This is a genomic window from Bacillus sp. SIMBA_005, from assembly GCF_046535585.1.
GTDB lineage: Bacteria > Bacillota > Bacilli > Bacillales > Bacillaceae > Bacillus > Bacillus pumilus.
The window spans coordinates 1-23,885 of record NZ_JAWRWI010000013.1; the positions used below are offsets into that span (position 1 = coordinate 1).

Here is a 23,885-nt window from a genome sequence, read left to right on the forward strand (position 1 = left end):
ACATGTTCATCCCCCACAGACTTGTGTTATTACCCTTATTATACAAAAAAGCTTGTAGACTTTGTCTACAAGCTGAACTACTCTTATTAAAGAGTAGTTTTTTGTTGTTTTAACTCTTTTAAACAGTAAAATCAACATCTTAATTGGTAGAAAAAGAAGTTTTTTCATAAATTAGTGTTTAAGAGACAGGAGAAGGGGTAGTACATAAACATACCAATTAAAGGAGGAGTTAGAAGTAATGAGAAAAACAAGAAAATTTTTTGTTAGTTCTGTGATCGCTACGTCAATGGTTGCTGCCCCTCTATCTCTTACGACTTTTGGTCAAACGGCTGAAGCTGCAACGACAACAGGTGTTGATGGAAGTGTCTCGATTGATCCAGTAGCCATTGCCGATAAAATTGAACAAGCAGTAAAATCATCTCAAAATCGTGATGGATTCGTAAAAAATGCGGCGTACAGCGCCTTCTATGAAGCAGGTCAAAACTATAACGTCGTTGTCCAAAACTTAAGCCAAGATCATGACTTTAGCGGACTGAACAATGTGGTTTACTATGATAGTGTTGAATATGATGGGATTACGTTTGGTATTTGGGTATTTGAAGATGGGACGTTCGTCAATAATGGTGACGGCGGCTATATTAACTGGACATTTGTTGGCAGCTTTGACCGTGAGGAAGGAAGCGGCACTGTTGATTTCCATAAAAGATTCTAATCTTATTGTCAAAAGTCTGCCGATTCACCGGCAGACTTTTTTTATAACGCACATTCTTCTATGTCAAAACCTAAATCTTCAATGATGTGATGATCCGTTTGAACCTGCTGACCTTTTGTTGTTAAATAATCGCCTACGAAAATGGAATTTGCGGCATAAAGGGCAAGCGGCTGAAGCGTCCGTAAATTGAACTCTCTGCCTCCAGATACTCGAATTTCCTTGGTTGGATTGACAAACCTCATGAGTGCCAACACTTTCAATGCTTTGATCGGATGTGTTCGTTCTTGATGCTCAAGTGGTGTTCCTTCGATTGCATGAAGAAAGTTGACTGGAATGGAATCCGCATCAATGGCTCTGAGCGCAAAAGCCATTTCAACAATTTGCTGGTTGGTTTCACCCATTCCAATGATAACCCCTGAGCAAGGAGACATGCCCGACTGTTTGACCTCCTCAAGGGTCGACAAACGGTCATGATATGTATGAGTTGTCGTAATGTGAGCATGATGATCTTGATGTGTATTGATATTGTGATTGTACCGATGAACCCCTGCTTCCTTCAGCCGCTTTGCTTTTTCTTCATTTAATAACCCAAGACATGCACACACCTTCAAAGGCATGGTCTCAGTGATCTCTTTTACTGCTGCGGTCACCTCATCTAATTCTCTGTGAGAAGGTGCTCTCCCGCTCGCGACAATACAATAAGTCCCCGCTTTTCTCTTGAGCGCCTCACGCGCGCCAGCCACAATCGTTTTTTGATCAAGCATTGTATATCGTTCAACCGGTGCTTTTGAAATGATCGACTGTGAACAATAACCGCAGTTTTCAGGGCAATAACCACTTTTTGCATTAAAAATCATATTTAATTTCACCTTATTTTGAAAAAAATGAAATCGTACTTGGTAGGCTGCATGCATGATAGATAATAATTCTCTATCGTCAGTTTCAAGAATATCTAGACCTTCTTGCAGCGTGATCCGTTCATTTTTCAGCGCTTTCTCTGCTATCGCTTCCCAAGACAAAGATATGTGTTTTCCCATCATAAGCTCCTCTCATTATGTTAACTCATTTTTATTAAAAGTTAACATAATAGATAGTCATTGGCAAGCATTGGATAAATGAAGTCTGCAAAAATACTTGAAGACATACAAAAAGGCGATGATCATGAAATCATCGCCTTTTTATATGTAAAGCTTTATAGCTTATCGAACAGTAATATAGTTAATCACAAGCTCGCCTAGTGAATTATAGTAAGAAACTGTGACAGATCCGCGTTGTACCGCACGAATCCAAGTGAAGTTCGGAGCTGTTTGATCTAATTGAATGGCATATGTTGCGCCAGACACAGAAATTTGGCTGGCTGGAAGAGAGACGGCGATTGACGAACCTACAGTAAGCGTGCGGTTCACTGTAATCACTTTATTCATAATAGGAGCTTTTGCTATGACTGGTTCTTTTGGCTGGGCAGCTGCATGAGCACCTTCAGTTTGGAAGAACGTAAGAGCACCTAGAGCAGCTAAAGACAATGTACAAGCTTTCATTAATTTTTTCATCGGTAACACTCCTTTTTTTGGTATATACATATATTAATAATAATAGTATTATATGTCAATTAAAATATATGAAAAAAAGAGTATTTATAGTGAAAATTGTCACATATTATTCATGAGGTCTCTCTTTTTTAGGGGGAAAAATAGGCATAAAAAAAGCTGGGTGCATCCCAGCAATGTAAAGCTTTATGAAAAGAGATGTTCAATCGTCGTCTCGCTGTTTTGGCTGACGGCCCTTTTGTTTCTCTTTTTCTTTAATGTAGTGAATAAAATCGATGGTTTGTCTTCGTGCTTCTTCGGAAAAATCGGAGGCAGCCTTAAACGCAATTTGCAAATCTGGATCGTCTGCAAGATCGGCATCAGTTCCGCCTTTGTCCTTACCTGTGAGAAGATAATCCGTTGAGACCCCATATAATTCGGCGATTTTCACAATCATTTCACCGTCGGGCTTTCTCAAGCCATATTCCCAATTTGCATAAGTGGACATCGCCTTTAATCCGAGTTTTTTAGCAACCATTGACTTGCTCCATCCATGCTTCTCTCTTAATTCAGTTAAAATCTTTCCAGTCAAATTATCCATTGGAAACACCTTTTTTCATGTTATGAGTAAATTTTATCATGAATTACACGGAAAAGATAAATAATTACACAAAAAGAATAAAAAAATGATTGACTTACTCGTTTTGTGTATATTATCATAATGAATATAACTTACACATATTGAGTAAGAGGTGGAAAGATGAAACTTGAAAATTTACGAGAAGAACGCATTTTACAAGGGAAAACACAAACCTATATGGCGAAAAAGTTAGGGTATAAGTACACGAGCGGCTATGCAAATATAGAAATGGGCAGAACGAAGCCCAGCTTAGAAATAGCAAAGCATATTGCGGATTTGCTAAATAGGGGTGTTCAAGAGCTTTTTTTTGATCAAAAGTTACACAAAATGAGTAATTATTTAAAAGAAGAGCATTTATTTGAAAAGGGGAGACGAACAAAATGAATATTGAACATCCAATGGTAGCGCAGATAAATGACTTTGGATATCCAAAAAGCTTCTGGTCATATGACATGACATGTTATGGGTATCAAGCAGAGATTGAGGAGAGTCTGGAGGGATTTGAAGCAGATGAAACATCAGATGACGTTTGATGCCAGAAAGGAAGCGCAGCTTTGTTTAGTCCAAGCCGGCGGCTGGATGACCTTTCATCACCAGAAACCGGTGTTTGTTTTTTCCACATCAGAAGACAAGCAAACATACATGACCCTCTTGGCGGAAAAGCTCGCTGAAGCAAAAAAGGAGGAATCAAGACGACATGAAACGATGGAAGGAAATCATGGAAATCCTCAAATGCTTGCTAAAAGCGAGTAAAAACGAACAAGACATTCGTCAGTGGGAAAAGGATGACGGGAGATCATAACATGGTCATCCATTTCATCATTGAGACAGAGTTCTTGTTCACAAAAGATACATTGATAAAAAGAATACGAGCAGCTGCAAAAGCGCAATGCCCGCAGAAAATAAAAGACGCACTATCACTCGAGATTCGTTTATTTGACGATATGCCGCTTGACATAGCTGACTGTCAAATCAAGCGTACATACGCAGAAAAAGGTTTGATACGCCCAGTGAACGTCAGCATCTTTCAGCCGCGGCTGCACCATATTCAAGAAGCACTTCATTCTATTGCGGATAGGGCCCCTCTACAGATCGTTGATTTAAGAGTTTCCCAGTTTTATAGTATGCGTCCAAGAATTGAAATCATTTTAAATACGATAGGTGATGGCACGAAGTCCTCACCAATTAAGGAGACAAGCATATGAACGAGCCAAAACAATTATTCATTCAAGAAAACCAGACATTTGTCGGTGAGATGGAAACAGGAAAAATCCAAGTCATCGTGTTAGATGGGAATGTAGGAACGGCTTATCAGATAGATGTACCTGAACATGGAAAAACCATTATACAAACGGCAAAAGGTCATTTTGCAAGAGTAGATCACGAGATTGGTTTTAAAATCAGCTAGATTACTGGATAGATCACAACATCATACGTCCAAGACGGAAAGCCTGCGGACACTGATCAAGACCCTATGAAAAGGGGACTGATTGGTGTCCGTTTTTTATTTTCTTAAAAAAGGGAGAGAGCCAGCATGCAAGATTTACTCATCGAATACAAACGAGCTTTAAAGGATGCTAGAAAAAGATATGAACCATTTAGAGAAAAAGAAGACAAACAGCTGTCAGATCAAGAGAAGCATGATAAAAAAATTATCGCTAGTATGGTCAGCGATCTCGAATACGTGGTGGAATGGCTTCAAATTGGCAGGCAGCCAGGCGCACGCAGAGGATTAGACAGACGTTCAGTCTATCAGCGCACCATCCTGGCAAATCCAGAAGTGTTAGAGGCTTTATCACATGAATATACACTTATCCAAGAAAATGAAAGAGAATTCAGTGAGCGGGACAAGAAACGAATTGATGAAGCCTTGTCCGTTTTAACGGACCGAGAAAAGGACGTATTCTTCATGCACACAACGCAAGGATTATCGTTTAACGAGATTGCGATCATGCTGGATGTGAAAAAAGGAACTGTCCAAAAACATATGGAGAGAGCTCGGACAAAGATGTCCAAAAAAGTACAAGAACGCCTATTCGAAGCAGCTGAATAGGCGTTTTTTCTTTTGCAAAATAAATGGAGCAGCACTTGTCTTACAGTTGCCACCTATAGTTAGAAAGACCAAACGGATGTTTGCTAGCCCTACACAAATGATTCCTTCACAGGAAATCGTTCGAATTAAAAGGAGGCGGCAGGTGAATGTAAATGAAAGATAAACGGATAGGAGCCAAGCAAGATTATATGAAAGGGATGACGTACCAGCAAATTGCTGATCATTACAATGTCTCAATCCATACCGTGAAATCATGGAAAAGACGATACGGATGGCAAAGGCAAAAAGGTTCGTCAAAGCAGGCACACTCGATCTTCAATCAGTTTCTTTCAGATGAAACAATTGAAATCATGGAGAAAATGGGCGGGCGTACATCCCTTGATTTAATCTGGGATCAAATTCAAATTCAATATGCTGCCATTATTCGGGCGCAGCGAATCATGTATGTGTCAGATCAAGATGACATGATCAAAGAGCTGAAAAAGGCGGCATACATGCCTTCTTCATTAGAAGAAACAGTAGAAGGCATTCAGTCAGAACAAGAAATCAGCACAGAAGAATATTCGTTTCAATTTTCATGGGATCGGCATGCTACCTTTTTAAATGCCCAATCTCGTGCAATGGGAGAGCTCAGGCGTCTCATTAAACAGTTTGAAGAGCTTGCACATGCGAAGGATGAACGAAGATTAAGACTAAAGCAAATTGAACTGACCATCGAAAAAACAAAAAAAGCAGTGCGCGAAGAAAAAGAGGAAGATCTTCACATCATGATCAAGCGAAAAGAGGATAACTCATGACGCCATTGATTGAAAAAGAAGTCAATCCTCACTTTGAACATTTTCTATTCGATTGGAATCAGAAGTTTCAATTTTTAGTAGGCGGTTACGGCTCCTCTAAAAGCTATCACATTGCATTAAAACTCATTTTAAAGCTGCTGGAAGAAAAACGGACAGCACTTGTCATTCGAGAAGTCTATGATACGCACCGCGAATCAACCTTTTCTCTATTACAAGAGATCGTCAGCGATCTTGGCATCGATCATGTGGTGAAGTGCCGCAGTTCGCCGCTTGCCTTGACGTTTCGAAATGGCAGCAGCATCTTATTCAAAGGGCTGGACAAGCCTGAGAAATTAAAATCGATTAACAACATCTCGATTATTTGGATTGAGGAGTGTTCAGAGGTTTCTTATGAAGGCTTTAAAGAGCTGCTTGGAAGGCTGAGGCACCCGTCTTTACCGCTTTATATGATGTTATCGACCAATCCTGTTGGTCAAGATAATTGGACGTACAGACATTTTTTTCGAGATGAACAGCTGAAGCGATTTGTCCTAGATGACGAAACCTTATACAAAAAACGCACCGTTGTGATCAAGGATACGTACTATCATCACTCCACAGCGGAAGATAACCTATTTCTCCCTAAAAGCTATGTGAAGCAGCTTGATGAGCTGAAAGAATACGACCCAGACCTTTATCGAATTGCGAGGAAGGGCTATTTTGGCATCAATGGAACAAAGGTTTTTCCTCAATTTGAGGTAAGAAATCATGCTGATGTATTAGAAGCGATTCAGCAGATGGACCGGCCGCTAAAACGAGCAGGCATGGATTTTGGATTTGTTGAATCATACAATGCGCTCATCCGATTAGCCGTCGACCATGAAAAAAAGTACTTATATATTTACTGGGAATATTACGACCGCGGGAAAACAGATGATGAAACAGCTGTTGACCTAAAAGAGTTCATTGAATCAAAGGAACTCATCAAAGCCGATGCAGCCGAGCCTAAAACCATTCACTATTTTCGGCAGCGTGGATTTCAAATGGTGGCAGCACATAAGTTCCAAGGCTCGCGTTTGCAGTATACGAAAAAGATCAAACGGTTTAAGAAAATCATTTGCTCTGATGCTTGTCCGTACACAATCTATGAACTTCAATCACTGACCTATAAGGCAGATAAGGATGGACGTTTAGAGGAAGATGCATTTCAAATCGATCCGCACACATTATCAGCGATCTGGTATGCGCTGGATGATTATGAAGTGACGGATTTGAAACAGACCGCCTCAGAGCGTGTCCGTCCAAACAGAGAGAGGAGGTCCATACAATGAAACAATTGAAAGCAACGATTATGAAGGCAAACATGTCTGATCATACAAAACAAATGTATGCAGATGAATTTTCCTATGAAAAAGATGACATTGTTCCCCCGCCATACAACATCAATGAATTAAAAAGCATGGCAGAATATTCAACCATTCTTCAGCAATGTATTGATGCGTACAAAACGAATATTTTAGGCTTTGGATTTGGGGTGGAATACGCCTTTGACTTTAATGCAGAAGGTGTAAAACCGGCAAAAAAGAAAGCCGCAGAAAAGGAATGGACAAGACTTGAAGAGTTTACGAAGTACATGAACTATGATGAGTCCGCTGATGTGATTCTTGGCTATGTCCTGGAAGACCGAGAGAAAACGGGCAATGGTTTTTTAGAGGTGCTGAGAGATGGACAGGGAAAGCCGGCAGGAATCGAGTATTTAGATGCGCTTCATATCCGCATTTGCAAGCTTAGTGAGCCAGTCGATGTCGAATTCAGCTACACAGAAAATGGCGAATTAAAGACAATGAATCGAAAGAAAAGATTCCGCAAATATGTGCAGGTGATCAACGAAAAGAAAGTCTTCTTTAAGGAGTATGGTGATCCGCGCATTTTGAACTGTGAAACAGGCAAGTACGATGACACCACACCAGAGCCGCTTCGCGCAACAGAAGTGATTCATTTCAAAATTGGCAGTGGAACGTATGGGATTCCCCGCTGGATTGGCAACATCGTCAATATGTACGGAGCACGCAAGGCAGAGGAACTGAACTATCTTTATTTTAAACAAGGGCGGCATGTACCAGGTGCCATCATTGTCGAAAATGGCATGTTGTCAGAATCCTCTTATCAGCAGCTTCAAGACTATATGGATGATATTGAAGGATCTGATCACGCGCATAAATTTCTATTGCTTGAAGTTGAAGGTCTGCCGACAGAAAAAGGGTTAACGGGAGAAGAAGATGTCTCAAATGTCAAAGTAAACTTCAAATCTCTAGCCGAGATCCTGCAAGAAGATGCGCTCTTTTTAGAATACGATGAAAAAACAAGAAACAAAATCCGTTCTGCGTTTCGTCTGCCGCCAATTTACACAGGTGAGTCTCAAGACTATAACAAAGCGACGGCAGATACAGCGCGTAAAACAACAGAAGAGCAGGTATTTCAGCCAGAACGGCATCTCATCACAGGAAAACTCAATACTCTCTTCCTGCCGGATCTTGATATGTGGCATGTCCGTTTTCTATTAAATGGTCCTGATTTTAGAGACCCATTAGAGATTGCGAAGGTACTGACGCCATTTATTCAGGCGGGGGCAGTGTCACCTAACGATTTGCGCGATCTAGCAGGAAGAATTCTTGGGAAAACGCTAGAGGAATGGCCTGAGGAACTGTATCATCGACCTTTAGAAAGCCGCATGAAATCAGCTGAAGAAAAGCCTCAACCAGAGCCGGACCAGCTGACGAAATAAACAGAAGCGGATGCGCTTTTTTGAAAGGGGGTGAACATATGCCAAGAGAACTAAAAAACGCTAAAATTACGCATGTTTCCTACGTGGACAAAGCAGCGAACAAGAAGAAATTCTTTTTGATGAAAGCAAAGAAAAAGCGGCCTGACTTTCAAAAGGAGGTCAGTGTCCTGACAAAGGCAGAAGATGCTCATCGCCTCGTGTATGGTGTCGTGTATGAGCCGAATACGCCTGATGCACATCAAGACTTTATGACAGCCAAGGAAATTGAAAGAGCAGCACACGGCTTTATGAAGGATGCACGTTATATTGACAAGCAGCATGATTTTCAGGATGGTGTTGGCGAAGTGGTTGAATCATATATTGCTCCGGCTGATGTTGAAGTGGGCGGGGAGCTGATTCGCAAAGGATCTTGGGTGCTTGTGACAAAGGCTTCCCAAGAGATTTGGGATCAAATTCAAAAAGGCCACATTACAGGCTATTCAATGGCTGGAACGGCGGACATCGTCGCCATAGGAGAACAAGATCAGCTTCTATCTCAAGACACAAATGAGAGAGGGCTTTTTTCTTTGCTGAAAAATTTCTTTTTAAAAGAGGAAGGTGCAAACATGTCACAACCATTTTGGAACGTTTTAGACCATCTGCAGGAAACCTTACAGTCAAGTGATGGTGATGAGGCGGATGTAAGAGCGGCCTTAGAACAGCTTATTCCAATCGTGCAGGACATCCTGAAGACAGAGGATGTACTTCAAACGATTGGTGAAAGGCCAGAAGACGTACAAAAAGAAGAGGCCGCTTTGACGACGGATCAAGTGCGAGAGCTTGAAAAAGCAAAAAAGGCCATTGAAAACGTCTTACAGCAGGCTGAACAACAGGAAACAGAACAAACAGGGGAAGAACCTGTCCAAAAAGTGCTCGAACAAGTCGTTGCACCGATTCGTCATCAGCTCTCTTCCTTAGAGAAATCAGCCAGCAGAGAAAAAGCAGCGATGCAGGAAGTGCTTGAGCAGCAGCTTTTGCCTATTTCAGAGCGGATTCACATGCTCGAAAAGGCAAGGGGCATATCAAAACAAACAATCCACGATACACAAAACAACACGACAAAACCCATATGGGATGGCTTACTATAAGCCGAAATAAGGAGGAAACAGTGTGAGAAATCAAGAGTTGATTCGCAAGGCTGAAATGACACTTGCCAGCTTAAAAACCGGCGGTCTCATGAACGCAACCCAATCCAACACATTCATTAGAATGATGCAAAACACACCAACCGTTTTAAATGATGCACGCATCATTCCGATGGAAAGTGATTCACAAAAAATCGAAAAAATCGGTTTTGGCCAGCGTATTTTGCGTCCAGCAGAAGAAGGCCAAGCGCTTGATGCGAAAGACCGTGTTGTCCCAGCGACAAGCACTGTCCAGCTCAATGCAAAAGAGGTCATTGCAGAAATTCATATGACCTACGACAGCATTGAAAACAATATTGAAAAAGACGGAATTCAGCAGACAATTATGCAAATGCTGGCTGAACGAGCAGCAGTTGATATTGAAGAACTCATCGTCAATGGGGATACGACTTCAACAGACCCGTTTTTAGCCCAAATGGATGGTGTGAGAAAACAAGCAGTATCTCATATTGTGGATGCAAATGGAGCGGAAATTAGCCGCCAAATGTTGAAACAAGCCTATAAAGCGATGCCGTCAAAATATTTACGTGTACCTCAGGATTTCCGTTTCTACACATCCCCAAGTTTAGAGGTGGAGTGGAAGGATCAAGTAGCAAACCGTCAGACAACTCTCGGAGATGCGGTGATTCAAGGCGGACTTTCTTCTGCATTCGGTGTGCCGGTCAAAGGCCTTGCCAATATGCAGCCATATGACGAAGCGGGAACAGACGTATCAGATATTTTGCTGACGCACCCTAAAAATATTATCGTAGGTTTTTCTCGTCATATTCGAATTGAAGTAGAAAAAGATATTCGCAGCCGGAAATTTATTATTGTTCTGACAGCGAAGCTAGACAGCAAATTTGAGGAAGAGGATGCTGTAGCAAAAGTAATGAAAGTGAAAGAGTAGGTGACGGCAGGCCATGATTATTTCTCCTGAAGAACTGCAAGCCTATTCTGTATTTGAGCGTGTGAAAAATCGATCTGTAGAAAGACTGACAGCAGATATTATCGAAGCAGAAGCTGCGGTATTTCAGATCGTAGGTCATGATTTCTCAAGCGGGAAATATCAGCCCCTCCCTGAAAACGCAAGAATCGCTTTATTAAAAATGGCCCAATATTTTGCCATGCTGAATGATGATGAATCTATGATGAAAGGCTTTACGTCAGAGAAAATGGGTGATTATTCATATGCGAAGGCAGCTGATCAAGTGAAAGGCAAACCTTACGTATATGCCCTGCTTGTCGATTACATTGAACCATCATTAACTCGTGGCAGTACCAAATTAAAGGTGAGATCATTATGAGTTATCAATCTCTCTTAACAGACCGCTGTGATCTTTTTCACCTTGAACATCAGGAGGCTTCCCGAGGAAAATTCGGGATTCCAGCTGATGACTTACAAATGACTCTTTCCTATCCTGATGCGCCTAGCCTGACAGATCTGGCTTGTTATGTCATAGAAAAGAATCAGTCACTTGTGCAAGAAGAGCCGAATACAGTGATTTATCAGTCCTATCTTGTCCATTTTCCTTTAGCGAGTGATATTCGCCTGCATGACAAAATGGCGTGGAACGGCGTCTCACTTAAATTGCAGCAGCCCAAAATAGTGAAAAATCATCACATTGAAGTGATGGCAGTCAGGAAGGAAAATCTATGAAAATTGATGGACTTGACCGGCTGCTTTCACAGCTGGAAACAGCGTGTGCCGGCGGCTTAAAAGCAGAATATCAAGCTTGGCTAGAGGACATGGGCATAGAGCTTTTGGACATCATTCAGGATGAGCTAATCAAGGAGAATGCTGTCGATACAGGCCGGCTTCTAAGCTCCTTTACGCAAGGAGACAAGGAGAATCACTTTCTCATGTCAAAAGGTGGTCTCACACTTGAAGTGGGAACCCAGCTTGAGTATGCCTCTTATGTCAATGATGGACATGCTACTTCTTCAAGTGGAGAGCGAAGATGGGTGCCTGGCAGGTGGGCTGGCAGCCGCTTTGAATATGATCCGAATGCAAAGACAGGAATGATGCTTGCTTCTCAATGGATAGATGGAAATGGCTACTGGGATCATGCTGTCATGCTCTATGAGCAAATGTTTGAGCAGTCGCTGGATCGAAAGCTTCAAAGCTGGTTCGATCGACATTTTGGGAGGTGATGAAATGAATCAAGAAGTCGGGGCAATCATGCATTATATTTACACACACTTTCCTGTAACAATGTATGATCGACTTTTGCCAGAGCATTTTCAAGTACCATCTGTTTATGTGCCGCCCGTAACAGTGATCAGCGGTCCAGATACGGTATCTACGTTTATGAAATCTTATTCGCTGCAAGTGAAAGTGTTTCATATAAATTCAGAAAAAGCGCATGACGCGGCAGAAATCATTGTTGATGCATTGCTTGCTGATCGTCAAATGATTCAGATGATGAGTGAAGATGGAGAGGTGCTTGATGATTATGTCCGCATAAAAAGAGTGGAAACCAGAATGTTAGATCAAGGCGTAGCAGCGATTGTCCTGACGTGGGATAGCAGTTATTGGTACAACCGAGACAAACAACCGAGCCTTGAAGACATCAATTTTTCAGATGGGGTGATCAAACGTGAGCAAGACTAAAAAAGCAGAGCCTGCCCAAACAGCTGGCGAAGAAAAAGAATTTGGCTTTTCATTTGAAGCCTTAAAGGAGCACAGTAAGGATCTTTTTGGGGTTAAACCAGAAATCCTTGAAGGTGCTCTTTTTTATATCAAACATCAACCAATTACAAAAACAGAAGCGAAAAAGCACATTGATGCTTTTTTGTCCAAGGAGGTTTAAAGGATGAACGGAGGCACATTTACACCAGGTACAGAGAAAAAGCGTCCTGGCATTTACTTTAATTTTAAAACAACAGCAGAGCAGCGAATTACTTTAGGCGATCGAGGTACGGTGGCACTTCCTCTTGTGATGAGCTGGGGAGAACCAAAAAACTTTATTTCCGTTTCCAATATGGAAGACTTAAATAAAAAGGTTGGACTCAATATTGATGACAAGTCGCTTCTTCTTTTCCGTGAAGCAAAGAAAAAAGCGCAAACGGTCTTGCTTTACCGTCTAAACGAAGGGGAGCCAGCCAAAGCTGAAATCTCAGAAAACTTTGTGGTCACAGCCAATTATGGCGGTCTAAAGGGAAATGAGATCACCATCCAAGTGGCAGAAAATGTACTCGACAGCACAAAACGTGACGTCATTACTTATCTTGGAACAGATATTGTGGATAAGCAGATTGTGACGGATGTCAAAGATCTTGTGAAAAACAAATATGTTCAATTTTCTGGTGAAGGTGAAGCAGTTATCACAGCTGGTGTGGCACTAAGCGGCGGAAAAAACGGTGTGGCAAGTGTCGCAGATTATACAGCTTTCCTAGAAGCAGCAGAAACAGAATACTTTGATGTCATTGCGCTCCCAGTCGATAATAGTGAGCAATTAAAAGCAACCTTCGCTTCATTTATCGAGCGTCTACGTGATAAGCAAGGACGTAAGGTGCAAGGCGTTGTGGCAAACTATGCAGCTGACCAAGAAGGCATTATCAATGTGACAAGTGGTGTTGTGCTGGAAGATGGAACAGAACTAACACCTGCTCAAACAACAGCTTGGGTTGCAGGAGCAAGTGCAGGTGCAAACTTCAATCAGTCACTCACCTTTGTTGAATACGAAGGAGCAGTAGATACATTAGAACGCCTTGATAATGATCAAGTAGAATACCGATTATCCCAAGGGGAGTTCCTCTTCACCTTTGATGCGAGAGACCGCACGGTGAGTGTTGAAAAAGATATTAACTCTTTAACAAGCTTCACAGCTGAAAAGAATCAGCAAATGGCGAAAAATAAAATCATTCGTGTGCTTGATGCCATCAACAATGATTTAACGTTTGAATTAAAAAATCTGATTAAATTACGCAAAGCCAATGGCAATGACATTCCAGCATCTGATGATGGAGTACAGCTTGTGAAAACACTGATTACACAGTATCTCACACAGCTTCAAGATGGCAGCGGCATTACAGGCTTTAACTCAGAAACAGATATTGTCATCGGTCTCAATGAAGATCGTGATGGTTTTATCATCGATCTAGCTGTTCAACCAGTAGATGCAGCAGAAAAATTCTATTTCAATGTGGAGGTGAAGTAAGATGGCTTTTAAAGCGCAAAATACAATTTCAGGTAAAGAGGGTCGTCTTTTCTTAGAAGGTGAGGAGCTTGCCTTTATCAAAACGTTTGAAGCAAACGTGGAGAAAAACAAATCAGAAGTCAACGTGATGGGCCGCCGAATGACTGGTCATAAAACAACAGGAGCAAATGGAACAGGAACGGCCACATTCTATAAAGTTACATCTCGTTTCGTTCAATTAATGCTCAACTATGTGAGAAAAGGGGAAGATCCTTATTTCACTCTTCAAGCGGTGATTGACGATAAATCATCAGGCCGAGGTACTGAGCGTGTAACATTATTTGATGTCAACTTCGATTCAGCTAAAATTGCTGGACTGGATGTCGATTCAGAAGCACTTGAAGAAGAAGTGCCGTTTACGTTCGAGGACTTTGATCTTCCTGAAAAGCTGAAGAATTCCTTTTAATGAACAAAAGGCAGGCAAGTGACGAAAATATATGTTGTTTTTATTTTATTCAACGATATGGTATAATTTTTCATAGTTACAGGGTAGCTACAAAAGAGTTACTGTGTAACCCCAAAAAGTTTCTTAGAAATATGTTTACATGCAAAGTACTTTGCATAAAATAAAAAGAAGCCAGGATGCGTCAACATCCCGGCAATGTACAATTTGGCCCTCAAGGGGCTGGCTAATCGAATAGGATACTTTAGGATAGACTTCCCTTTTACCTACCAAAGCTCAAGGGGGAGTCTATTTTTTGTCTATATACGTCAACAGGGTTATAATAAATGACCCGAAAGCAAGCATTAACATTAGTGCTTGAAATGTTGACATGAGCATCACCCCCTTCCTATCGGGGGATGAGCCAGACACCCTTGAGCTAGCCGTTCAATTGTACAATTTAAATTATACATGAAAAGATTGGAAAGCACATTCAAAAATGGATGTGCTTTTTTGCATTTAAAAAAACATAACAAAGGGAGTTTTTAAACATGAGCGAAAAACAAACATTTGATCTTTCATTTTTTATGCCAGGACAAACAGTAGAAGCGGAAGAGGTCAAAGTGCCAATCTCTAAGCGTTTTGTTGATAAAAAAGGGAATGTCATTCCTTTTGTCTTTAAAGCCATTACAACTGAACGCATTGATGAACTGGAAAAAGAAAACACGACCTTCAAAAATGTCAAAGGAAGAGGCCGTGTGAAAGACTTAGACAGCCAGCGCTTCTACGCACGTATTGCCATTGAATCGACTATTTATCCAGATTTCCGCTCGAAGGAACTAAGAGAAGCCTACAGCACACAAGATCCAGTTGAAGTCGCAAAACGTGTATTATCTGTCGGCGGTGAATACGCAAACTGGTTAAACAAGGCCATTGAAATCAACGGATTTGAAGACGAAATTGAAGATTTAGAAGAAGCAGCAAAAAACTAATAAAAGATGGGGATAAAGAAGCCGTGTTTTTATATTACGCCATGCACGAGCTTCACTACTCCCCATCTGAACTCCTAGATTTATACGAATCACCAAGACCGTTCAAAGCACTCCTATTCGGACTCATCAGCTACAAGCTAGACATGCTAGAAAAAGAAGCAAAGAAAGGAGGGAAATAATTGGCGAAACTCACTGCACGATTTGAATTAGAAGACAAAGTATCGAAGAAGCTGCTGCGAATACAAAAGCGATTTCAAACATTTGAGAAGCAGCTCAAACCATTTAGAAAACCGGTGAAAATAAACCTGGATATAGATGACAAGAAATTAAAAAACTTCAGTTTATCGCTTCGGAAAATGTCAGTGATTTCCATGAGACTGGATCAAGGAATCTTTCGTGATCTTAAAGCGTTAAACAATCAGTTAAATATGCTCCCAAATCACTTGGTCATATCCATTCAAGCGAAGGGGCTAGATGTCATGAAATCCAGTATAAATCGTTTAAAGCAAGCGGGAACAAACCCCATTATGCTGACGTTTAAGCTAAACGATCAATTGTCAGGTAAAATGTCAGAGGTGAAAAAATCTATCTATCAGCTCATGAACAGAACGTACTATATGAGATTAAACATGGTTGACCAAGCCACCGCTGCAATTCAACGAATCAAAAAGACACTCAAAAGTTTGACGATGTCTAAACACGAAATCAGAGTGTCTGTTCAAGACAATGCAAAGAGTAAGTTGAAAAAACGAGATCAAGCAGAGTCAGTTGTGAAAGAACAAAACATAAAAAAAGAACCTGAGGCTGTTAGTCCGTCAGTGAAAACGGAAGATCCTAAACAGAGCTGGATCCAGAACCTTGCCAATAAGGGATTAAGTGAAATTCAAAAATATGCAGGTGACGTTGCAGATAAAGTGAAGGAAAAATTGAGTCCTAGAAAGTTTTGGGATGAAAAGGCACTTCCTTGGGTTGAAAATAAAATAGAAGAGTACAAGCAAGATGTGATCGGAAGAATTAAAGAGAAAATTAAATTTAATCCTGAAAAAAAACTAGATCAATTGGTGACTAATGTATTAGATCGGTTCTTAGGTGCAAGTGATCAATCAAGTGAAAGTACCACTCAGGCACCAACAACAGCACCAACAACAGCACCAACAACAGCACCAACAACAGCACCAACATCAACACCTTCAAATCCAGCTCCCAAAACGAAACCTCAGTCACGAGGTGGAAAAGGCTTGTTTCGCAATAGTTGTTGCCCCTGTTGTGCAAGAGGTTTAAGCAGGGGAGGTTCTACGAAAACTAAAAATCGAAATGGTCGCTCACCAAGACAGACAAGTAATCCCAATGCTGCATCAAGAGCCGAATTGAATAGAAGACCTCAAAGTAGATTAGGGAAATTGAAAACTAATGCAGGTAAATTATTTGGAAAAATCCCTAATGGACTAAAGAAAGGTGCGGGTATCGCAGCTTCAGCTGGTGGACTGACGGGTTTAGTGAAAGGTAGCAAGGGGTTAAGTGGATTAGGGAAAGCGATGAAAAGTATAGGGAAAGGAAGCGGCAAGTTATTAAAGAAAGTACCTATTCTAGGAAGTGCACTTAGTGCAACAAATCTAATCGGTATGAACAAAGATAATGCTGGTGAAAAGATTGGTACGACTGGAGGCGGCATCGCCGGCGGAATGGCAGGTGCTGCAGCAGGTGCAGCTATTGGAAGCGTAGTCCCAGGGATAGGTACAGCCATCGGCGGTCTAGTAGGCGGCATCGCTGGAAGTATGGGCGGAGAATCTATCGGTGAAACAATTGGAAAATGGTTTGATGGCGGCGGATTTGAAAAGATTGGCCAAAAAGCCATTGAAATCAAAAATCAAATTGTCGAAGTTTGGTCAACAGTCGCGGCTTGGTTCACAGAAAATGTATGGACACCATTAAGCAGTACGGTTGTCACAGTAGCGTCATCCATTTGGTCAAGTTTAGTCAATGCATGGACATGGACCCAAGAAACCTTCAGTGCAGTAGCGGGCTGGTTTATTGAAAATGTATGGACACCTCTTAGCGACACAGTCGTTACGGTAGCAACGACCATATGGACAAGTCTAGTCAATGCATGGACATGGATTCAAGAAACATTTAGTGCAGTAGCAGGCTGGTTTATCGAAAACGTTTGGACACCGCTCAGCGACACAGTCGTTACGGTAGCAACGACCATCTGGTCAAGCCTAGTCAATGCATGGACATGGATTCAAGAAACGTTCAGTGCAGTGGCGGGTTGGTTTATTGAAAACGTTTGGACACCACTGAGCAGTGCAGTTGTTACAGTCGCTACAGGGATTTGGACAGCATTATCAAATGCATGGAAAAAGATACAATTAATCTTTGGAGCTGTATCGACATGGTTTATGGAAAATGTGTGGAATCCACTTGTAGATACGGTAGGAACCATTAAAGACAGTTTCGGTAAAAAGTTTGAAGAAGCGTATAAATTGGTGACAGATATATGGGGTGGATTATCCAAATGGTTTGAGGACAACATTCAAAAGCCGATTGTAAAAGTAGCAGAAGCTATTGGTGATGGGTTTTCTGCAGCGTTTGGTTGGGTTAAAAAGATTTTTGACAAAGCAGGCGGTATTGTAGATGTAGTCATCAATTGGATTGTTGGGAAGAAAAAACCCGATAACAATGCCACAGGCGGCTATATCACCCAGCCAACCCTATCATGGGTCGGTGAAGCAGGTAACGAATTTGTCATTCCAACTCAAAATAACCGAGGACGCGGGAAGATGCTGCTTGCTCAGGCTGCTTCTCATCTTGGAATGTCTGTTATGCCAAGCGGAGCAGCTGGAAATCAAGTATCAAGCTCTCCAGCGCCTACAGCAGTAGCTTCATCATCTTCTGTCGGTTCAATAGACGGATCGGTCTCGATGACTGGTAACATTCAAGCCTCCAGCATAGGCGAGCAATTTAATAAGGATTTTGAACAAGGATTAAATCAAAAAGTGATTACACTTGATCAATGGAAACAAAAGAATATTCAGCAGCCTTTTGGTCAATTGACTTCAGACTCAGGTAAGTATGGTCAGCAAACAGTTGCTGCTTTTGCGAATGGTCAGCAGGTGACACCAACAGGAACAGACAGCTTTTTGCAAAGTCGTGTAAAAGCACCATACCAACAAGTGATGACAGCATCACCAACTTGGGGTTCTGGAACGGTTAGTGGTTTTGCCACAGGTCAAAATGCCACATCAGTTGGTACTAGCCAATACGTAGATCAGCACATCAAACAACCATTTCTACAAGCAAAACAAGAATCACCGGGCTGGGGCTCAGGAATGATGGATGCCTTTAACAACGGCATGCGTTCAAAAGCTAGTGAAGTCACACAAGCTGCCAAAGAAATGGCGAAGAAAGTAGAGCAGGCGTTTAGAGAGGAATTAGACATTCATTCCCCTTCACGCGTCATGATGAGTCTTGGGAAATTCGCATCAATCGGTGTCGTCAAAGGACTCGACTCAGTGGATGTGAAAAAGTTTGCTGAAAATCAGGCTGGTTCATTAATTGGCGCTTTCAGCGGTATGGGGGCTTCAGGTCTTAGTGTTCAGCAATGGCTCATGGCAGCTCTCATGGCAACTGGCACATCGATGAACTGGCTTCCAGGTCTGATGACCATTGCGCAGCATGAATCGAATGGAAATCCGAGAGCAATCAACTTATGGGATTCAAACGCCAAGAAGGGAACGCCTTCTAAAGGCTTAATGCAAACCATTGGACCAACGTTTAACTCCAATAAAGGCAAAGGCATGAATGACATTTGGAACCCAATTCATAATGCCGTAGCAGCCATTAACTACATTAAGGGCAGATATGGAACAGTCTTCAATACACCGGGATTACGAAGTATGAGAAGAGGCGGGCCTTATAAGGGCTACGCAAATGGCGGACTGATTACTCAGGAGCAGGTTGCTAGAGTCGGTGAAGGAAACAAACGCGAATGGATCATACCTGAAGAAAGAGGCATTCGCGGAAGGTATTTATTAACGCAGGCAGCCAAGGCACTTGGGATGCAAGTATATGATCCAGCAAATGCATCTGCTCCTTTACCGGAATCACAGATGCAGCAAGTCACCTCAGCTCAGTCTTCTAGTCGTACTGCATCGCCAGGTAATAAACAAATCACGATTCAATTCAATGGAGACCAGCATTTCCATAATGGACAAGATCAGCAATCGCTTGTCGAAAAAATTAGACAAATGCTCGTAGATGAACTGGAAGTAGAGCTTCATACAGGAACGAAGGGGGTCGTGATTGATGGGTAAATCAGTGTATCAATTGTGGATTTCCCAAGGAAAGGACAAGTTGCGATTCCCTGTCCTTCCATCCGAACTTGAAATCACAAATAACGTACAAAATGAAACGGTAAAGGTTGCCTCTTTTGGAGAACTAACCTTTATTGATGTCCCATCGGCAAAGCAAGTATCATTCACTTCATTATTTCCTAAGAAATATTCGCCAATTGCTGAATATAAAAGCATTCCATCACCAGAGAATGCGATAGCGAAAATAGAACGAATGATGCGTTCAAAGAAGTCTGTGCGGCTGATTGTAACGGGGACAAAAATCAATATGACGTGCAGCATTGAAAGCTTCACCCATAAAGAAGGATCATATGATATTGGCGATCGTGAATTTACGATCGAGTTAAAGGAATACAAAACCGCATCGCCTAGGAAAATCAAACGAAAGAAAAAAGCAAAACAAACGAAAAAGAAACGGCCTTCAAAAACACCACCAAAAATGTACACCGTCAAAAAAGGGGATACGCTATGGGCCATATCAGGCAGGTTTTATGGCGACAGTACAAAATGGCGGCGTATTTGGAATGCCAACAAATTAGCGATGATTAAACGAAGCAAACGAAATATTAAGCAGCCGGGGCATTGGATTTTCCCTGGACAAAGGTTAAAAATACCACAATAGGGGGGCTGGCATTGATCGAGCTTTTTGCCATCAGAAGCGGCACCATGTATGAGCTTGTCACAGAGAGTGTGACACTTCAGGGGCAAAGGTATCAAGCCCCTCGCTCTATCCAAGCAAATATTATCACTAAGCAAGGCAGTCAAACATATTACCGTGTCTCAGAAGGGGACACGGTTCTTTTTAAATGGAAAGGGAAAGAGCTGTTCAGAGGCATTGTGTTTTCTCGGACGCCTGTTGAAGGGAAACTGACCTTTACGGCATACGACATGCTTCAATATTTGGTGAAAAACCAAGATGTCTATGTTTTTTCAAAACAAAGAGCAGATCAAATCTTGAGACGGATTGGGGCTGACTTTCAAATTCCAATGACCTCTATCGCCAATACAGGTCATGTCATCAAATCACTAGTGTTTAAAAATGATACGAGCCTATATGACATGATTCTGAAAGCATTAAAAGAAACAAAGCGGCAAACGGGCAGAAACTATCAAATCTATTCTGCTAAAGGAAAGATGGGGCTGAGGGCTTGGCCAGATCCAGAGGACGTATGGGTCATTGAATCAGGTGTCAATCTCATTGGCTATCAGTACAGCACCTCGATTGAAGAAACAGCCACTCGTGTCAAGCTGCGCACGTCTGCAGATGAACAGGGGAAAAATAAGAAAAAAGGCAGCAAATCAGAGATTGTAGTGGTCGAACAGGATAAAGCAGGTCAGAGTAAATACGGCATTTTACAGCATGTTGAGACGGTTACAGGGCAAATTAACCAGCCGCAGCTGCAAAAAAGAGCCAAAGTACGGCTGGCAGAGAAAAAAGGTGTGAAACAAGAAGTCAAAAGCATCCAAGCGCTAGGCATTCCTGAACTGCAAAGCGGTCTTCCAATCTATTTGAAAATCCCTGAAATCGACGTGAAAAAAACGTACTGGATCGATCAAGACAAACATGAATTTAGTGGAGTGAAACACACCATGACAATTGATGTCGTTGAGAAAAATTCCATTCCAAAGGGTGATCAAGCGTGAGGTTAAGTGAAGCGATTAAACGATTAGCAGTGAATGCTGTAGACGCTGCCTCTCCAATTGATCTGGTGGTTGGAGAAGTCACGGCAGTTTCTCCTGTAAGCATCCGGTTAAATGACAACCATAAACTGATCATTCCGGAAGAATTACTGATTTGGCCAAAGCGCCTAAATAAGGGTGAGGAAGATGAACTGAAAAGGGGTGACAGCATTATGGTGCTGGCAATGGCAGGAGGGCAATCCTTCTACATCATCGACAAATTGTAAGGGAGGTGATGAACGTGGCACTTTCACCAGAGGAAGAAATTGAGGAAACAGAAGAAGACGAAGAGGTGGAAACCTCGACGACATATCGAATAGATGTCGAAACTGGCAGATTGACAGGTGAAACCATTTCAGGGATTGAAGCAATTCGTCAATTCGTTTATATGACACTTAGGACAGAGCGGTATGCACATCCTATCTACAGCCACGACATTGGCACTGAAATTCAGGAGCTTTTAACGGATACAGAAGCCACGGATGAATACAAAGAAATGGAGATTCCGAGGCTGCTAGAGGAAGCATTAATTGTCGACGAACGGATTGATCATATTGAAGAGATAGAGGTCACAAAGGAAAATGACTCGTTTCATGTCAAGCTAGCTATTGTCACAGATGAAGGCACATTAGAAATAGAGGAGGTGATGGAGAGCGATGTTTGAGGAACAAACGTACGAAGCATTAATGGAAAGAATGCTAGACAGACTGCCGGATGACATAGATAAAAGAGAAAACAGTGTCATCTGGAATGCCTTGGCACCTGCTGCCGCTGAATTGGCCCAGTCCTATATTTGGCTTGATCAAGTATTCGAGCTGGTCTTTGCAGATACAGCACAAGGAGAGTTTCTAGATCGGCGGGCCGCTGAAGTAGGAATTGAAAGAAAACCAGCGACTAAAGCGGTTTGGTCCGTAGCTATTCAGCCTAACGATATCAACATTCCAGCTGGCTCACGTTTTTTTATTGAAGACGTCTATTTCCAATATTCGATTGATGGCACGCTAGAATGCGAGACACCTGGCAAGATCGGCAATGGTCAATTGACAGATCAGCCGCTGCTTTCACTTGATACAATCCCTGGGTTAGAATCAATTATCATGAAAGATTTGGTGATACCCGGACAAGAGGAAGAAGATGACGCTTCGTTATACGATCGTTACTTAATACGTGCTAGGCGGGAGGCTGTCAGTGCCAACAAGGCGCATTATAAAAAATGGGCTGAGGAAGTGACAGGAGTTGGCAGGGCGAAAGTATTCCCACTTTGGAATGGAGAAGGAACAGTTAAAATTGTCATCACAGACGGCAATCTAGATGTTGCATCAGATCTTCTTGTTAAAAGAGTACAGGAATACATCGACCCAGTACCAGGCGAAGGAGAAGGACAAGCGCCTATCGGTTCAAAAGCGACCGTCGAAAGCGCGAAATGGCTGGATATTGACATAGAAGTATCCGTCGAACTTCAAATGGACTGGACCCTTGAAGGAGCGCAGAAAGAAATAGAAGAAAAGGTCAAAGCGCTGTTGAAATCAATCGCATTTGAAAAGAGTACCATTCGAATGTCCGCATTAAATGACATTCTGTACCATTCAGAAAGTGTATCAGATTATGCAAACGTGTTATTGAATGGAGAGTCAAAAAACTTAGTGTTACAGGACATTGAGATACCGCGTCTGAGGCAGGTGAAGGTTATTGAGCAAACAGGATGAAATGAAAGACTACTTGCCGCCATATTTTACAGAGATTTATGAAGTCGATCACCTGCTCAAAACAGAAGCGCCAGAGTTTGAGCAATTGGATGAATCCATTTTCGATTTAACGGATCAGTTCTTCCCTTTGACAGCGACATGGGGATTGAATAGATGGGAAAGACTGCTGAAGGTGCAGCGAGAATCAGATGATTCCATTGAACTTCGCAGAGCACGCTTACTCAATATGATGTCAAACATTCCACCGATCACGTATCTTTCTTTAGAGAAATCGGTGAATCGCTTTCTCAAAAATCCAAGTGCCATCATCCGTCTGACCACCGATCGCTATCATTTCGCCTTACGTGTGAACCTAGATGATCTGCAAAACACTAGATATATTGTAGAAATACTTGAAACGTTAAAGCCAGCTCATTTGGCTTATACATTCACTGCATTTCATCATACTGATGTACATGAAAAAAATGATCATCACGGGAGGCTCACACTGCGAAGCAGAGTGGGTTTTTTCGATCATATCCCGATTTTACTCAATGGTGAATTTGTATTAAATGGTACGTTTTATCTGAGCGGAACACGAGGGACAACAGAGGTTCCGGCTCGTTTCCGGCATTCGTTGAAGTTGAGAATGCCCCTTCAGCATAAGTCAGAGAACACATACCGAATGAATTATGTCATGACTGGAGCAGTAAATGAAACGAAGCAAGGAGCGGCATTGACTGTACGCACAAAAAATCAGCTCCAGCAACAAACCAAGAAGAAGATGACGTTCCGTCTGCCAGTACATGTCCAAACTGAACAGGGCGGCAGCTTACTGATTAAGGATCATTACTGGATTCTCGATGGATTTGTTCCGCTGGACGGATCAAAAATGCTAGCAGCTACTTCTCAAAAAATAGAGCTATAAGGAGGATCA

The 23,885-nt window shown here is 41.9% G+C and carries 32 protein-coding genes; 28 read left to right on the forward strand and 4 right to left on the reverse strand.

Going from position 1 to position 23,885, the window contains the following annotated elements; genetic code table 11:
- The first annotated feature begins 238 nt into the window (after positions 1-238).
- Entirely contained in the window at positions 239-712 is a 474-nt protein-coding gene (locus SB660_RS17575) for a stress protein (protein ID WP_339163680.1), read from the forward strand.
- A gap of 41 nt (positions 713-753) precedes the next feature.
- Here the strand turns inward: SB660_RS17575 and bioB are convergent, their stop codons facing one another.
- The 3 genes from bioB to SB660_RS17590 form a co-directional block, all read right to left on the reverse strand.
- Positions 754-1,749, reverse strand: a complete 996-nt coding sequence (gene bioB / locus SB660_RS17580) for a biotin synthase BioB (RefSeq protein ID WP_058013833.1) — start codon at positions 1,747-1,749, stop codon at positions 754-756.
- Between the two features lie 162 nt (positions 1,750-1,911).
- A complete protein-coding gene (locus SB660_RS17585; protein ID WP_003213146.1) occupies positions 1,912-2,262 on the reverse strand; it encodes a hypothetical protein in 351 nt (116 codons plus the stop codon).
- 199 nt (positions 2,263-2,461) lie between these two features.
- Positions 2,462-2,839 carry a helix-turn-helix domain-containing protein gene (locus tag SB660_RS17590; RefSeq protein ID WP_180310194.1) on the reverse strand — a complete coding sequence of 126 codons (378 nt, stop codon included), beginning with the start codon at positions 2,837-2,839 and terminating at the stop codon, positions 2,462-2,464.
- Between the two features lie 159 nt (positions 2,840-2,998).
- Here SB660_RS17590 and SB660_RS17595 point away from each other — a divergent pair, with 159 nt between their 5' ends.
- The 18 genes from SB660_RS17595 (at position 2,999) to SB660_RS17680 (ending at position 14,263) form a co-directional block, all read left to right on the forward strand.
- Positions 2,999-3,262 (forward strand): helix-turn-helix transcriptional regulator, encoded by a 264-nt coding sequence (locus tag SB660_RS17595; protein WP_410583542.1) that lies wholly within the window; start codon positions 2,999-3,001, stop codon positions 3,260-3,262.
- Positions 3,259-3,411, forward strand: a complete 153-nt coding sequence (locus SB660_RS17600) for a hypothetical protein (protein ID WP_180310195.1) — start codon at positions 3,259-3,261, stop codon at positions 3,409-3,411. The genes SB660_RS17595 and SB660_RS17600 overlap by 4 nt, the downstream gene beginning before the upstream one ends.
- Positions 3,389-3,631: a hypothetical protein gene (locus tag SB660_RS17605; RefSeq protein WP_410583545.1), complete on the forward strand. Its 243-nt coding sequence runs from the start codon at positions 3,389-3,391 to the stop codon at positions 3,629-3,631. The genes SB660_RS17600 and SB660_RS17605 overlap by 23 nt, the downstream gene beginning before the upstream one ends.
- A gap of 50 nt (positions 3,632-3,681) precedes the next feature.
- On the forward strand, positions 3,682-4,083 hold the full coding sequence (locus tag SB660_RS17610) for a RusA family crossover junction endodeoxyribonuclease (RefSeq protein ID WP_410583547.1): 402 nt from the start codon (positions 3,682-3,684) through the stop codon (positions 4,081-4,083).
- Positions 4,080-4,286 carry an XtrA/YqaO family protein gene (locus tag SB660_RS17615; protein WP_012011053.1) on the forward strand — a complete coding sequence of 69 codons (207 nt, stop codon included), beginning with the start codon at positions 4,080-4,082 and terminating at the stop codon, positions 4,284-4,286. Before SB660_RS17610 ends, SB660_RS17615 begins: the two co-directional genes overlap by 4 nt.
- Before the next feature lie 126 nt (positions 4,287-4,412).
- Positions 4,413-4,931 (forward strand): sigma-70 family RNA polymerase sigma factor, encoded by a 519-nt coding sequence (locus SB660_RS17620; RefSeq protein WP_180310196.1) that lies wholly within the window; start codon positions 4,413-4,415, stop codon positions 4,929-4,931.
- A gap of 152 nt (positions 4,932-5,083) precedes the next feature.
- The gene (gene terS, locus SB660_RS17625) at positions 5,084-5,728 is read left to right on the forward strand and encodes a phage terminase small subunit (RefSeq protein WP_169055585.1); all 645 of its coding nucleotides are present in this window, start codon (positions 5,084-5,086) and stop codon (positions 5,726-5,728) included.
- Positions 5,725-7,038 (forward strand): PBSX family phage terminase large subunit, encoded by a 1,314-nt coding sequence (locus SB660_RS17630; protein WP_199800811.1) that lies wholly within the window; start codon positions 5,725-5,727, stop codon positions 7,036-7,038. Before terS ends, SB660_RS17630 begins: the two co-directional genes overlap by 4 nt.
- Positions 7,035-8,492, forward strand: coding sequence for a phage portal protein (locus SB660_RS17635; RefSeq protein ID WP_061409440.1), 1,458 nt, complete (start codon positions 7,035-7,037; stop codon positions 8,490-8,492). Before SB660_RS17630 ends, SB660_RS17635 begins: the two co-directional genes overlap by 4 nt.
- 38 nt (positions 8,493-8,530) lie before the next feature.
- The gene (locus tag SB660_RS17640; RefSeq protein ID WP_410583550.1) at positions 8,531-9,619 is read left to right on the forward strand and encodes an XkdF-like putative serine protease domain-containing protein; all 1,089 of its coding nucleotides are present in this window, start codon (positions 8,531-8,533) and stop codon (positions 9,617-9,619) included.
- 22 nt (positions 9,620-9,641) lie between these two features.
- Positions 9,642-10,565 carry a phage major capsid protein gene (locus tag SB660_RS17645; RefSeq protein ID WP_061409438.1) on the forward strand — a complete coding sequence of 308 codons (924 nt, stop codon included), beginning with the start codon at positions 9,642-9,644 and terminating at the stop codon, positions 10,563-10,565.
- 13 nt (positions 10,566-10,578) lie between these two features.
- Positions 10,579-10,962, forward strand: coding sequence for a protein YqbG (gene yqbG / locus SB660_RS17650; RefSeq protein ID WP_061409436.1), 384 nt, complete (start codon positions 10,579-10,581; stop codon positions 10,960-10,962).
- Positions 10,959-11,315, forward strand: coding sequence for a YqbH/XkdH family protein (locus SB660_RS17655; protein WP_180310199.1), 357 nt, complete (start codon positions 10,959-10,961; stop codon positions 11,313-11,315). The genes yqbG and SB660_RS17655 overlap by 4 nt, the downstream gene beginning before the upstream one ends.
- The gene (locus SB660_RS17660) at positions 11,312-11,809 is read left to right on the forward strand and encodes an HK97 gp10 family phage protein (RefSeq protein WP_061409434.1); all 498 of its coding nucleotides are present in this window, start codon (positions 11,312-11,314) and stop codon (positions 11,807-11,809) included. The genes SB660_RS17655 and SB660_RS17660 overlap by 4 nt, the downstream gene beginning before the upstream one ends.
- A gap of 4 nt (positions 11,810-11,813) precedes the next feature.
- Positions 11,814-12,269: a hypothetical protein gene (locus tag SB660_RS17665; RefSeq protein WP_058013845.1), complete on the forward strand. Its 456-nt coding sequence runs from the start codon at positions 11,814-11,816 to the stop codon at positions 12,267-12,269.
- Positions 12,256-12,468, forward strand: coding sequence for a YqzN/YkzM domain-containing protein (locus SB660_RS17670; RefSeq protein WP_003212736.1), 213 nt, complete (start codon positions 12,256-12,258; stop codon positions 12,466-12,468). Before SB660_RS17665 ends, SB660_RS17670 begins: the two co-directional genes overlap by 14 nt.
- Positions 12,469-12,471: 3 nt before the next feature.
- Positions 12,472-13,818 carry a phage tail sheath family protein gene (locus tag SB660_RS17675; RefSeq protein WP_058013847.1) on the forward strand — a complete coding sequence of 449 codons (1,347 nt, stop codon included), beginning with the start codon at positions 12,472-12,474 and terminating at the stop codon, positions 13,816-13,818.
- Between the two features lies 1 nt (position 13,819).
- The gene (locus tag SB660_RS17680) at positions 13,820-14,263 is read left to right on the forward strand and encodes a phage tail tube protein (protein ID WP_058013848.1); all 444 of its coding nucleotides are present in this window, start codon (positions 13,820-13,822) and stop codon (positions 14,261-14,263) included.
- Positions 14,264-14,548: 285 nt separating this feature from the next.
- Here SB660_RS17680 and SB660_RS17685 read toward each other — a convergent pair whose 3' ends face one another.
- Positions 14,549-14,638 carry a putative holin-like toxin gene (locus tag SB660_RS17685; RefSeq protein ID WP_080772987.1) on the reverse strand — a complete coding sequence of 30 codons (90 nt, stop codon included), beginning with the start codon at positions 14,636-14,638 and terminating at the stop codon, positions 14,549-14,551.
- A gap of 152 nt (positions 14,639-14,790) precedes the next feature.
- Here SB660_RS17685 and SB660_RS17690 point away from each other — a divergent pair, with 152 nt between their 5' ends.
- The 9 genes from SB660_RS17690 to SB660_RS17730 are packed head-to-tail and all read left to right on the forward strand — an operon-like array spanning position 14,791 to position 23,876.
- Positions 14,791-15,231: a phage tail assembly chaperone gene (locus SB660_RS17690; protein ID WP_012011040.1), complete on the forward strand. Its 441-nt coding sequence runs from the start codon at positions 14,791-14,793 to the stop codon at positions 15,229-15,231.
- Positions 15,232-15,272: 41 nt separating this feature from the next.
- On the forward strand, positions 15,273-15,410 hold the full coding sequence (locus tag SB660_RS17695) for a hypothetical protein (RefSeq protein ID WP_088002055.1): 138 nt from the start codon (positions 15,273-15,275) through the stop codon (positions 15,408-15,410).
- Entirely contained in the window at positions 15,411-19,544 is a 4,134-nt protein-coding gene (locus SB660_RS17700) for a transglycosylase SLT domain-containing protein (RefSeq protein ID WP_410583555.1), read from the forward strand. It begins immediately after the preceding gene.
- Positions 19,537-20,205: a LysM peptidoglycan-binding domain-containing protein gene (locus tag SB660_RS17705; protein WP_003213616.1), complete on the forward strand. Its 669-nt coding sequence runs from the start codon at positions 19,537-19,539 to the stop codon at positions 20,203-20,205. The genes SB660_RS17700 and SB660_RS17705 overlap by 8 nt, the downstream gene beginning before the upstream one ends.
- Before the next feature lie 11 nt (positions 20,206-20,216).
- On the forward strand, positions 20,217-21,227 hold the full coding sequence (locus tag SB660_RS17710) for an XkdQ/YqbQ family protein (protein ID WP_410583558.1): 1,011 nt from the start codon (positions 20,217-20,219) through the stop codon (positions 21,225-21,227).
- Positions 21,224-21,490: a DUF2577 family protein gene (locus SB660_RS17715; RefSeq protein WP_012011035.1), complete on the forward strand. Its 267-nt coding sequence runs from the start codon at positions 21,224-21,226 to the stop codon at positions 21,488-21,490. Before SB660_RS17710 ends, SB660_RS17715 begins: the two co-directional genes overlap by 4 nt.
- Before the next feature lie 14 nt (positions 21,491-21,504).
- A complete protein-coding gene (locus tag SB660_RS17720) occupies positions 21,505-21,927 on the forward strand; it encodes a DUF2634 domain-containing protein (RefSeq protein ID WP_012011034.1) in 423 nt (140 codons plus the stop codon).
- The gene (locus SB660_RS17725; RefSeq protein WP_058013851.1) at positions 21,920-22,969 is read left to right on the forward strand and encodes a baseplate J/gp47 family protein; all 1,050 of its coding nucleotides are present in this window, start codon (positions 21,920-21,922) and stop codon (positions 22,967-22,969) included. The genes SB660_RS17720 and SB660_RS17725 overlap by 8 nt, the downstream gene beginning before the upstream one ends.
- On the forward strand, positions 22,953-23,876 hold the full coding sequence (locus SB660_RS17730; RefSeq protein WP_410583560.1) for a YmfQ family protein: 924 nt from the start codon (positions 22,953-22,955) through the stop codon (positions 23,874-23,876). The genes SB660_RS17725 and SB660_RS17730 overlap by 17 nt, the downstream gene beginning before the upstream one ends.
- The last annotated feature ends 9 nt before the right edge of the window (positions 23,877-23,885 follow it).